The sequence below is a fragment of the Neptunomonas japonica JAMM 1380 genome (genome assembly GCF_016592555.1).
GTDB lineage: Bacteria > Pseudomonadota > Gammaproteobacteria > Pseudomonadales > Balneatricaceae > Neptunomonas > Neptunomonas japonica_A.
In genome coordinates this window covers 1,846,803-1,858,814 of record NZ_AP014546.1, presented here as the reverse complement: position 1 = coordinate 1,858,814, position 12,012 = coordinate 1,846,803, and the positions used below count along the sequence as shown (strand labels likewise).

General features: G+C 42.9%; 11 protein-coding genes. 3 read left to right on the top strand and 8 right to left on the bottom strand.

Features of this window, described 5'->3' with window-relative positions; genetic code table 11:
• Window positions 1-486: 486 nt before the first annotated feature.
• On the bottom strand, window positions 487-1,494 hold the full coding sequence (locus tag NEJAP_RS08735; protein WP_201350239.1) for an AraC family transcriptional regulator: 1,008 nt from the start codon (window positions 1,492-1,494) through the stop codon (window positions 487-489).
• Between the two features lie 283 nt (window positions 1,495-1,777).
• Between NEJAP_RS08735 and NEJAP_RS08730 the strand changes: the two genes are divergently transcribed.
• The 3 genes from NEJAP_RS08730 (at window position 1,778) to NEJAP_RS08720 (ending at window position 5,533) form a co-directional block, all read left to right on the top strand.
• A complete protein-coding gene (locus tag NEJAP_RS08730) occupies window positions 1,778-2,935 on the top strand; it encodes an acyl-CoA dehydrogenase family protein (protein ID WP_201350238.1) in 1,158 nt (385 codons plus the stop codon).
• A gap of 102 nt (window positions 2,936-3,037) precedes the next feature.
• A complete protein-coding gene (locus NEJAP_RS08725; RefSeq protein WP_201350237.1) occupies window positions 3,038-3,805 on the top strand; it encodes a 3-hydroxyacyl-CoA dehydrogenase in 768 nt (255 codons plus the stop codon).
• Window positions 3,806-3,892: 87 nt separating this feature from the next.
• Window positions 3,893-5,533, top strand: coding sequence for an AMP-binding protein (locus tag NEJAP_RS08720; protein WP_201350236.1), 1,641 nt, complete (start codon window positions 3,893-3,895; stop codon window positions 5,531-5,533).
• Window positions 5,534-5,616: 83 nt separating this feature from the next.
• On the opposite strand, the gene NEJAP_RS08715 is transcribed toward NEJAP_RS08720, so the two are convergent.
• From NEJAP_RS08715 to NEJAP_RS08685, 7 genes are all read right to left on the bottom strand, one after another.
• Window positions 5,617-6,345: a hypothetical protein gene (locus NEJAP_RS08715; protein WP_201350235.1), complete on the bottom strand. Its 729-nt coding sequence runs from the start codon at window positions 6,343-6,345 to the stop codon at window positions 5,617-5,619.
• The gene (locus NEJAP_RS08710; RefSeq protein WP_236591121.1) at window positions 6,330-6,860 is read right to left on the bottom strand and encodes an RNA polymerase sigma factor; all 531 of its coding nucleotides are present in this window, start codon (window positions 6,858-6,860) and stop codon (window positions 6,330-6,332) included. Before NEJAP_RS08710 ends, NEJAP_RS08715 begins: the two co-directional genes overlap by 16 nt.
• A gap of 54 nt (window positions 6,861-6,914) precedes the next feature.
• Window positions 6,915-7,343 carry a hypothetical protein gene (locus NEJAP_RS08705; protein ID WP_201350234.1) on the bottom strand — a complete coding sequence of 143 codons (429 nt, stop codon included), beginning with the start codon at window positions 7,341-7,343 and terminating at the stop codon, window positions 6,915-6,917.
• Window positions 7,344-7,550: 207 nt separating this feature from the next.
• Window positions 7,551-8,756 carry a Na+/H+ antiporter NhaA gene (gene nhaA, locus NEJAP_RS08700; RefSeq protein WP_201350233.1) on the bottom strand — a complete coding sequence of 402 codons (1,206 nt, stop codon included), beginning with the start codon at window positions 8,754-8,756 and terminating at the stop codon, window positions 7,551-7,553.
• 198 nt (window positions 8,757-8,954) lie between these two features.
• Window positions 8,955-10,337, bottom strand: a complete 1,383-nt coding sequence (gene dbpA, locus NEJAP_RS08695) for an ATP-dependent RNA helicase DbpA (RefSeq protein WP_236591120.1) — start codon at window positions 10,335-10,337, stop codon at window positions 8,955-8,957.
• A 148-nt stretch (window positions 10,338-10,485) separates the two neighbouring features.
• Window positions 10,486-11,049, bottom strand: a complete 564-nt coding sequence (locus NEJAP_RS08690) for a methyltransferase domain-containing protein (RefSeq protein WP_201350231.1) — start codon at window positions 11,047-11,049, stop codon at window positions 10,486-10,488.
• Between the two features lie 8 nt (window positions 11,050-11,057).
• On the bottom strand, window positions 11,058-11,969 hold the full coding sequence (locus NEJAP_RS08685) for a LysR family transcriptional regulator (protein WP_201350230.1): 912 nt from the start codon (window positions 11,967-11,969) through the stop codon (window positions 11,058-11,060).
• Window positions 11,970-12,012 lie beyond the last annotated feature (43 nt).

Here is a 12,012-nt window from a genome sequence, read left to right as displayed (position 1 = left end):
ATAGAAATTCAATAAGAGTATTTTTAGCATAAAATTGTTTTTAGTTGATGCAGGTCAACAACCTACAGACCGTGATGCCTTATATCATCACAACAAATATGCTTATTCTCAACGATGGAAGTAACAGGCACTGTCATTTAATAAATGCTCTTATATCTAGACCCACGTATCTATAGATGCTTATTAAATGCATTTTGTATTTAGAATCTGACGTCAATTATGCTGGCTTACGATAAACTTGAACGATCAATAGTGCTTATACTGCTGCAGAGGTTGCAGTTAAAAATTAAGCTTATTGGGGGATTAAAGCTTCCACTATATGCATCAAAAAAAGTTATTAAAAGACGTCAGAAAATGAAGCCTCTCTCCTTCCATTGCTCAAAGAGAGCAAGTCACAAATAAATTACTCCGAAAATTTGCTGGGTTTGGAATTATTTAACAAGCACATCAAAAAACGCCCACGCTATTGAGCTCACCGTCACTGAATCATCTTATATTCTTATCTACATAGGTTCTAGGCGTGTAGCCTGTCCAAGTTTTAAATGCGCGTGTGAAAGAACGTGGTTCGCTAAAGCCTAATAAGCGTGCTATTTCAGAAACAGGAAGCTTCTGTGAGCAAAGCTTTTCAATAGCCAAATCACGACGAATATCGTCTTTGATCAATGGATAAGATGTCCCTTCAGTTTTTAATTTGCGCCTCAGAGTTTGACCACTAATATTGAACTTAACCGCTAACTCTTCAAATGAAGGACACACCAGAACTTCTGTTTTTTGGTAGAGAAGTACTGAACGGATACGTGCTTCATAACTTTTCTCTTCACCCGGTATTGTGATGAGATCTGCAGGGGAGTTTTTAAGAAAGCGAGATAAATCCCGTTGCGTTCGTACCGGTGTGCCTGTTAAATAATCAGCACTGAAACAGAATTTTAATTCCGCGCGATTAAATTGATGTCGACAAGGAAAAAGATACTTTAACTCTCTAAAGTTATCCGGTTTCTCATAGGGAAAATCAACATAAAGCAAAGGGATCTTTTTACCAATAACCCAGCTGGCAAAACGATGCCAGATAACCAGCCAAAACTCCTGGTAAAAATGGTCAGGATCTAAGTCTGGTCGTGAGAAACGCGCTTTAAACTCAACGATATCGCCTCTATTCGTCAGTTGCATCTGAATATCGTCAGTAAACAGATTATATAAATTGATTCCTTGCTCTAAAACTGCCTGCAATGACTCATAGTGCAAAGCATGACAAGCCATTAAAGCAAACACCCCTTGCTTACAAGGGCTCTGGGTACAGCCCAAAAATTCATCATTAAGCTGATCCCAAGTAAGCTTCACTAACTGAGTGACTTGCTCACCATATGCCCTCGCCTCAGGCTTATCCAACAACTCTGGTGCGATACCAATCTCTTCAATAAGGGCCTCAATGGAGTACCCTTTCCTCTTACTACAATTAAGCAACGCTTTTACATAATGTATATCTACAGTAGCCATGCTTGCTCTCTAGGGCCAAAAACTTGTTTCTCACCACGGATAAACCATCGAGCCTTAAACTTAAGGATTACACACGAGCCAAATGTAACATAATGTGATTTTTATAGTAATCTAATGTCATTTTATGTCTACGGGTTTTTCTCTATATTGACTGTTTGTTTGTGCTATTTATGGATACACTCAAGCATTGAGCAGCGCCAAACGAATAACACTTTCCAGATAAAATAATTAAGAAAGTGAGGCCTGGTTTAAGGGCTTCCTTTTATATAAAGAGAGAGAAGTGATGGATCTTAACCTAACTGAAGACCAGGCCATGATTCAGGATATGGCGCGCAAGTTTGCTCAAAGTGAACTCGCCCCTGTTGCTGAAAAACTCGATCAAGAAGGTGACCGTGAGCTGTTCTTAAAAAACCTTAAGCAGCTAGCTGAACTTGGCTTCATGGGCCTTAATATTGACGCTAAGTACGGTGGCACGGAAGCAGGCACTGTTGTATTTAGCCTAGCGATCACCGAAATCGCCAGAGCCTGCGCATCCACAGCCGCGACCATGTCTGTTAACAATATGGTCGCTGAAGTAATCCAAGCAGTAGCATCTGAAGAACAGAAAAACACATACTTACCCAAGCTTTGCAGCGGCGAGTATCCAGCAGGCGGTTTTTGTTTAACAGAAACAACGGCAGGGTCAGACCCTTCAAACATGAAGGCTACGGCCGTTCTTGATGGCGATGAATGGGTCATCAACGGTGCTAAACAGTTTATTACTAGTGGGGAGATTGCCGGTGTCTTTGTTGTATGGGCCGTCACCGATAGCAGCCTACCTAAAGGCAAAGGCATCTCCTGCTTCCTAGTAGAAAGCACTGCGCCAGGCCTTGAAATATCTAAAGCAGAAAAGAAATTGGGGCAGCACGCATCCCCTACCAACGAAGTTCTCTTTACTGACTGCCGCATTCCTAAAAATGCACTGATGGGCCAACTCAACCAAGGTTTTAAAATTGCTGTTGGAGAGCTCGCCGGTGGACGTATCGGTATTGGTTCTGTTGCATTAGGCATTGGCTTAGCCGCTATGGATTATGCGCGTGCTTACACAACAGAGCGCCAGCAGTTCGGGCAGCCTATATCTAACTTCCAAGGCCTGCAGTGGATGATGGCTGATGCTTATACTGAACTCGAAGCAGCCCGTCTGTTATTAATGAACGCTGCTGACAAAAAAGCTAAAGGTTTGCCATTTTCAAAAGAAGCCTCAATGGCTAAATTGTTTGCTTCTGAAAAAGCTAACAAAGCCTGCTACACCGGTTTACAGCTGTTAGGCGGTTACGGCTTTATCAAAGATTACCCGCTAGAGCGCTACTCACGTGATGTTCGTATCACGTCACTTTATGAAGGTACCAGCGAAATCCAGCGCGTTATCATCTCGCGCGAATTGTTGCGCGAAATTAGCTAAAACATATTGAACATATAGCAGAGGGAGCTATTCACTTTAGTGGCTCCCTTAACCGATTTTCTGTATTGGCCATGAGTGCCAACACAAGCATAGAGAACAAATATGGATCTTAATAATAAAGTTGTTGTTGTTACTGGTGGTGCATCTGGTCTTGGTTTGATTACATGCCAGCAACTCGTAAAACAAGGCGCAAAAGTTGTTGCATTTGACCTAAATGAAGAAGCAGGCAAGGCGCTGGAAGTACAGTTTGAAGGCAAAGCAGTTTTTGCTAAAGTTGATGTGACTGATGTGGCATCAACTGAAACAGGTATCGCAGCAGCTGTTGAAGCGTTTGGTAGCATTGATGCATGCATCAATTGCGCTGGCATTGCACCCGGCGGGAAAACAGTCGGTCGTAAGGGTGCCCTTCCTCTTGAGAAGTTTTCTCAGGTAATCAATATCAACCTAATCGGTACATTTAATGTTTTGCGCCTTGCTGCCGAACAGATGGCAAAAAATGAACCTAATGCTGACGGTGAACGCGGTGTCATTATTAATACCGCATCAGTAGCAGCCTTTGACGGACAAGTCGGCCAATCTGCTTACAGCGCAAGTAAAGCCGGTGTTGTTGGCATGACATTGCCATTAGCCCGAGATTTAGCACCATTGGGCATTCGCGTAATGACAATTGCCCCAGGTATTTTTGATACCCCAATGATGAAAGCCATGACTGATGAAGTACGCGAACCACTTATCCAAATGGTTCAAAGCCCTAAACGCTTTGGCGAGCCGGAAGAGTATGCTTCTTTGGCGATTCATATCATCAATAACGGGTACCTAAACGGTGAAGTGATTCGTTTAGATGGTTCAATTCGTATGGAACCAAAGTAACAGAATAAAATAACCTCTTAGGCCAGGAAAGGCCTGCGTTGTAACACGCATAAAGATAAAAATATAAATACAAAACGAGGTACAGTGATGCAAAAACCAACTTATGAAGAATTGGTCAAACAATTCTCCGCGACCGACATTGATAATCAATTTTCAGGAAGCTTAGAAACTGGTATTAACGTTTGTGTTGAGATCTGTGATCGTTATGCTGACACAGATAAAATCGCTTTGCGCTATGAGCGAGCAGATGGATCAAGTGGCGAGCTTAGCTTTAAAGAGCTTAAACGCCGCTCCTCACAATTTGCTAACTACCTCACGTCGCAGGGAATAGGTAAAGGCGACCGTGTTGCCTGCCTACTACCACGCACACCAGAACTACTGATCACTGTACTGGGCACATTAAAAGCCGGTGGTGTGTACCAGCCATTATTTACAGCATTTGGTTCTGGTGCTATTGAGTATCGCCTTACCAAAGCTGACACAAAACTGATTGTAACCAACACTGAGCAATGGCCAAAACTAACCGACGTTAGTATTTTACCTAAAACATTAATCGTTGCAGATGCAGGCAGCCAGTTTGCTTCAGATGCTGATGCATTGTTTAGCGATGCACAAGATGCCCAATCTGACACCTTCGAAGCGGTGCTAATTACCAAAGAAGAACCCTTCCTACAGATGTTCACATCAGGAACAACAGGTAAATCCAAAGGTGTTACAGTGCCTGCTAAAGCGCTGATCTCTTTCTGGAACTACATGAGCTACGCGATAGAAGTACTACCAGAAGACAGATACTGGAATGTAGCTGATCCGGGTTGGGCTTACGGATTATATTATGCCGTTGTCGGACCACTTCTGCTGGGCTGTACAACACACTTTAATGAACAGGGCTTCACTGCAGATAATACATTTGAGTTTTTACAAAACTATAAAATCACCAACTTAGCTGCAGCACCAACAGCCTATCGTTTATTAATGGCCAATACAGAATTACGCGCTAACTACGATATCAATCTTAGAGCAGCCAGCAGTGCTGGTGAACCATTGAATCCAGAAGTAGTTTCGTGGATGGATGAGATCTTCAATTGCAAAGTATGCGATCAATATGGCCAAACAGAAACGGGGATGGTTTCTGCTAACTTTCATGCGGTCACACATGAATATCGCACAGCTTGCATGGGCTATCCTCTTCCAGGATACCGTATGGTTGCGTTGGATTCAGACCTAAACGAAGTTGGCGCAGGTCAAACCGGTGAACTTGCTATTGATGTTGAGCAATCACCACAGTTTTTCTTCCAGGGATATACATGGGAAGAGAAAAACCCCTTTAAAGGCAAGTACTATCTAACCGGTGATATTGTTATTAGCAATGGAGATGGTTCTCACTCATATACAGGTCGTGATGACGATATTATCGCGTCTGCTGGATACCGTATCGGGCCTGCCGATGTAGAGAGTACTCTACTAGAGCACCCTGCTGTTACTGAGAGCGCCGTTGTTGGTAAACCAGACGAAAAAAGAGGCAGCATAGTGAAGGCTTATGTTGTTGTTCGCCCTGAGTATGAAGAAGGCACGGCGCTCATCGAAGAACTTCAACAGTTTGTTCGTAAACGCTTATCTACACATTCGTTCCCACGTGAGATCGAATTTGTAGAAGACCTGCCAAAAACGCCAAGTGGAAAACTTCAACGCTTCCTACTTCGCCAACGTGCTGTTGATGAAGTAGCTTAGTCGTAGATTGCCTAGAGAGTCTGCAACTGCAGACTCTCTATTTTCAACACTTTATCTTTTAAGCCTGTAATAACAACCAGAAACTAACTTTCTTGCCACTTAGTTAACTGCAAACACGGCCCCTGATAAACAATTTCCCCGCCTAAGCTGATCTGCAATTCGGCGCTGTTTTTTATTTTCAACCATGCTTCTTTGGTTAGTACGTTATCCGCAGTTAGCGAAGATAAACGCCCTATTTCAGAACGATTACCAGTATCACGTTCAATAGACCAAAGCCGCAATTCATCCGGATTAAACCGTGCGCGTGCTTGCTCAGATTGCGTCTGCTCCCACTGTAACTTCAAAACAGACTGACCCGGTTTTTCACCTTGGTAAGCGGTTAACACAAAAGCCGTTGTTTGAGGCTTTTCAGGTGTACTCATAACAGCGAGATAACCCGGCATATTCTGATGCGACACTACAGGCTTTTGTAACTGCTGCAACAACAATAAACTAACAGCACAAAGCATCACAAAAGACATCACACCTGCATAACGCCATAATGACGCTAACCCATTAAAAGGCGCTGAAGTACGCCCTGATTGTCGTTCTAGCGCCTTCCATACGCGTTTCGGTGGCTTTTCATCGGCTACTGAGTGCATTAGCGTAGCCAGATGTGCTTGCCATTTATATACGACTTTTTCAAACGCTTGGTCATGCTTAATTAAAACCTCCACTCGTCTTTTAACACGGCTAGATAAGTGCCCTAGAACGTACTGTTGTGCTAAGTATTCCTGAATATCTTTACGTCGATATCTCATGCATCCAGACATGTTTCAAGCTCCTTCATACCACGCCTGATCCACGATTTTAGTGTCCCTAACGGCTGCTTAAACTGTTCTGCTAACTCTTTATGAGTCAAACCATAAATGTACGAAAAGATAATGGCCTGACGTGGCTCTTGCTTTAACTTTCCTAAACAACGACGCATGTCATAACTACTTTGCCAAAGATGATTACTCTCTTGAATTTCTTCAACCCAGTCGACATCTTCAAGGCTCAGCGGATAACGCTTTATTTGACGAAGCTTATCCAACGCCGTATTTCGAGTTACTTGGCACAACCAAGGCCACGCCTCTCCCATGGATGAATTATGCTGAGCTGCATTTTGCCAAATTTTTGTATAAGCATCTTGAAGCACATCAGCCGCTAACTCTTTATCACCTAGCATTTTAATCAGTAAGCCATAAAGCTTACTGCTGGTATGCTCATATAGCTTTTTAAAAGCGGGTGAATGCTTGAGCTTCACCTGAGCCATCAGAATATCTACTTCGTGGTTCCAGCTCACACTGTTTCCTTCGTGTTAAAAATGGCGAGTGCCTATGCTCACTCGCCTATAGAGTTACTTTACTACCGGTACAATATGCCAAACACCTTTAATACCATTACCTGTGGTATCTCCCGGCTTTTTGTCACCAACCCATAAATAGAGAGGCTGACCTTTATAACGTAGCTGTAATGACCCATCCTTACGAGATACAGTTGAGAAGTCCATTTCATCAATCTCAACCTTGCTCTTTAAAGGTGGCCATTTTTGCTCACACGGCCCGTAACATTTCGAAATACCCTGAGAGTCTTTATCAAAAGTATACAAGGTCATGCCCTGCGCATCTGCCAAGATATTGCCTGCGGCTGTTTGCTGTGTAATAGCTCCCACTTTAGAGGAAGAATAACTCTGGCTTCCTTCACTACTTTGATACGCATTGGCGCACCCTACGACCAACAAACTCATGGATATAATTGCAGCACCAGCCAATTGTTGCTTAATCATTAGTTAACTCCTTCGTATATTAAATATGATCTTCAATATAGAAACGAAAGAAGACGTGCTTTTGGATGCAAAATATTTATTTTTATATTTTTGTAAGCCATAAAGCTGCATTAACCCTGATGCTTAGCCAGCACAACAAGCCTTTAGCTTGTACAAAAAACTCATTCTATGAAGTGGAGCCTTATAAAAAATGCTAAAACCGTAAAGCTAAGTACATCTCTTCGCTGGCAAACAGCGATTAAGAACTACAAAACCAACAATGCCAGAAATAAGAGAACCTAAAATGATACCAATACGTTGATCAAACAACTGATTCATTACTGTTTCATCAAATGCGAGCGAACCAATAAACAAACTCATCGTAAAACCCACACCACAAAGAACGGCCGTTCCATATAAACCACCCCATGACATCCCCTTTGGTAAACGGCTCCAGTTAAGCTTAATAGCTAGCCAACAAAGCCCGAAAACGCCCACCTGTTTACCAAGGAATAGACCCAACGCTATTCCCAGTGGAACAGAGTGCATGATTTGTGCTGAACCCATACCGGTAAAACTTATACCCGCATTAGCAAATGCAAAGATAGGCAAAATAAAGAACGCGACAGCAAAGTGTAAATCATGCTCCATACTTTTTAGTGGGGAATAATCACTATCGGGGCGAGACTTCATGGGAACAAACATCGCGACAATAACGCCAGCCAAGGTAGCATGAATACCTGATTTCAACATGGCGATCCACATAATAATACCAACTAGAATAAAAGCTGTTTTGGATTCAACACCCTTTTTGTTAAAAAAAACTAATAACGGTAAGCATGCGGTGACGATCAATAGCGCCGTTACTGAAATATTTTCAGTATAAAAAACAGCGATAATAAGAATCGCCCCCATATCATCAAAAATGGCTAATGACGTAAGAAACATCTTAATACTAATAGGTACTCTAGCACCCAGTAACATCAAAATACCCAGCGCGAACGCAATATCTGTTGCTGCGGGAATAGCCCAGCCTTTCATGGCCGTTGTGTCGCCTATATTAAAAAAAGTATAAATAAGAGCTGGTGCTGCCATCCCACCGATTGCACCCACGCCCGGCAATATAATATTACATTTATCGGCGAGTTCACCTTCAATGAGTTCACGCTTGAGTTCTAAGCCAACCAGAAAAAAGAAAATGGCCATGAGGCCATCATTAATCCATAACAGTAATGGTTTTGCTATATGCAAAGCGCCAACTCTGATTTCAACAGGGGTAGATATCAAAAGGTCGTAGTAGTGTTGGTAGGGACTATTAGCCAATATCATGGCGAGCACAGCAGCGAGCATCAAGGTAATGCCGCCTGCTGATTCTAATTTAAAAAAACTAGATAAAGATGAACCATGCGTCCATAAATCTGGATAATTCGGCATAACTTCCTTTACTTTCAAACGCTTAACATCACTAACAATAATAGCCTTTTAGAAAAGCTATGCGTATCATCTGTTAGATATGTATAACCGAATGAGGGTAGTTATAATCTACCACCCTCATTTAGCTGTTCGCATTAGATAAAGAAAATTACCTTTAGTTCAGTCGTTGGCTATGGCTAGCCTGTAACTCCGGTGCTCTTAGAGGCGTCTTGCACGGTATGAACGGCCTTTCATTTTCCCTTCACTGATCTTTTTCAAGGCCGCTTTAGCAACACCCTGCGTCACCGCAACATACGATTTATTATCCATAATCTGGATTTTACCAACCTGCTTGCCATCAATACCATTTTCACCGGTTAGTGCACCCAGAATATCGCCCGCTCTAATTTTCTGCTTTTTGCCTCCATCAATCTGTATGGTCGACATTTCTGGTTTGAAAACAGGTTTGTCCAACGCACTATCAGAAGGCAAAGACTCAACGGTAATCCGTTGGCCTATGTAATCTTCTAAACGAGCAACCCTGTGGGTTTCTTTATCACTAAACAAAGTACATGCTAAGCCCTTACGACCAGCACGGCCAGTACGGCCAATCCTGTGGACATACACTTCGATATCACGAGCAATTTGATAATTGATAACGGCATCTAGAGCCTCAATGTCCAAACCTCGTGATGCCACATCTGTGGCCACCAATATCGAAACACTTTTGTTGGCAAAACGAACTAATGTTTGATCCCGGTCTCGCTGCTCTAAGTCGCCATGAAGCGCAACAGCACTGAAGCCATAATTACAGAGCTCATTTGCAACCTCTTGTGTTTCAATACGAGTATTACAAAAGACCACGGTCGATTCAGGACGGTTCTTCAATAAAAGTAAGCGCAAAGCAAGCATACGCTCAGCATCATCTTTCACTTTAAACAGATGCTGCTGGATGCTTGAATCATCATGAGTTGACGTTACTTGAACCATCTCCGGTTCAGTCATTATGCGTTTAGCAATCGATTCAATCTTTTTCGGGAATGTCGCACTAAATAATAAAGTCTGGCGGTCCAGAGGAATCTGATCAATCACGGCATCAAGCGCATCCTGAAACCCCATTTCAAGCATACGGTCCGCTTCATCCAAGACTAATGTTTCGACATACTCAAGGTTAAGAGTTTTACGATTGATATGATCTTCAATGCGCCCTGGTGTACCCACTATGATATGAGCACCGTGCTCTAGTGAGCCTATCTGTGGGCCCAATGGAGTACCGCCGCACAGCGTCAGCACTTTGATATTGTGGATAGTACGCGCCAGCGTACGCACTTCCTTAGCCACTTGGTCAGCCAACTCACGTGTTGGGCAAAGCACCAACGCCTGAATTCTGAAACGCTTCACATTCAGCTTTTCTAGCATCCCTAAAACAAATGCAGCGGTTTTACCTGAACCTGTTTTCCCCTGAGCAATAACATCCTTGCCCGCCAAGATATGTGGCAAGCTTTGCTCTTGTATGGGTGTCATTGATGTATAACCAATGGAATCCAAGTTTTGAAGTAGTGCAGGTTTTAATTTTAGGGTCGAAAAATCTAGAGAGCTCAATGTGTTGTCCTGTGCGTGGTCGGTTTCAAAGTAAAGATGACCAAAAAGGCGCATATAATAGCAGATGTACGACTTTTACGCTGATTTATAAGCACGGCTTACGCCAAGTAATTTCATTCATTTAACACAGAGAACAACACCCCGTGCACTAGCCTTCACGTGTGAATAAATACTCATCCATAAAATCACCCTCGCGCTCTAATGAACGGTAATATTCAACACGAAAATTGGATGTCACTTCTAGGTATTCACCTTGCAGTAAACAAAAACGTTCTGAGAAGCCTTTTTCTTGGTGCTGTCGTAGATTAAAACTATTGAGCATTAACTTACCTTCTAAGGTAAGCAAATCAGGCAAGCAAGCAAACAACAGCGGAGACGGCCTAAAACGGTTGATGACAATATTGTCATACCGGCCTAACTGTTTTAATCCCTGCACATCATCGAGGTCACATTGCAATGTACGTATTGATAATTGATGCTCTTTCGCACTGAGTGCTAAGCGTTTTAGACCTTCCTCAGCGATATCTACAGCAGTGACTGCAAAACCCTGCTGCGCTAAATACAAAGAAGATCCTCCATCACCTGACGCCAAGTCTAATACTGAACCGGGTTTTAGCTGTTGCCACCCTTGTGTTATTGCTGCAGGTACGGATGCAAGTGATCCAGTTTTTTCTGCGTAACGGCGATTCCATTTTTCACGTACTGATGACATATCAAGCCTTATTGTATTGACGAGTTTGCGGATGCATATGCTTGTTTTACTTTCTGATTAATCAAATCACCTAGCTGCAGGGTAGCAGGACCAGCATAACTTCCCTCACGGTAGATAAGATATAGCTCAACTGAGCGCTCTGAACCGGAGGTTAGAGGGAGCGCCTTTAACTGCCCACTATCCAGCTCACTTTTGATCTTTAATTCAGGATACCAAGCATAACCTAGCCCCATCACCGCACTGCGTATAGAGGTACCAATATGGCTGAACGTCAAACGCTGCTGCGCGCCAAGCCAGCCAGAATCAGCCCCACGACTCCCCGAGTCTTTCACCACCAGCTGCCTATGCAAACGCAAATCTTGATAATCTAATGCACGCTTTAACTGATGTAGAGGATGATCTGGGGCTGCAACCGCACGAAAAGTCACCTGCATTAAGGGATCACCTAAAAACCCTGAAGGCACTGAGCCGCTAATAACAATATCCGCTTCTTTTTTACTTAACGCTTCATCAGACCCACTTAATACCGTTTCTTTAAGCTCAATCCTTATCATTGGGTTTTCAGTCACGAATTCTTGAATTGCTTCCAATAAAACCCATTCAGGAAACAAGGTATCAACCACTATTTTTACCTCTGCCTCTATACCTGAAGAAAACTGCTGAGCCATCGACTCCATCTGCTGCGCTTCTTCAAGCAGTACTTTGGCACGCCGATATAGTGTTTTCCCAGCGGGTGTTAATACTGCTTTGCGCCCTTCAATCTTAAAGGCTTGGATGCTTAAACTCGTCTCAAGTTTCTGGATAGCATAACTAATAGATGATTGGCTTTTCTCCAGTGATTCAGCTGCCATCGCATATCCACCACTATCAACTACAGCCACTAAAGCTTGCCACTGCTCTAAAGTAACGAGTGTATTCATCTCATTCACATCTAATTTTTAGATAATAATGCACTAATTATAC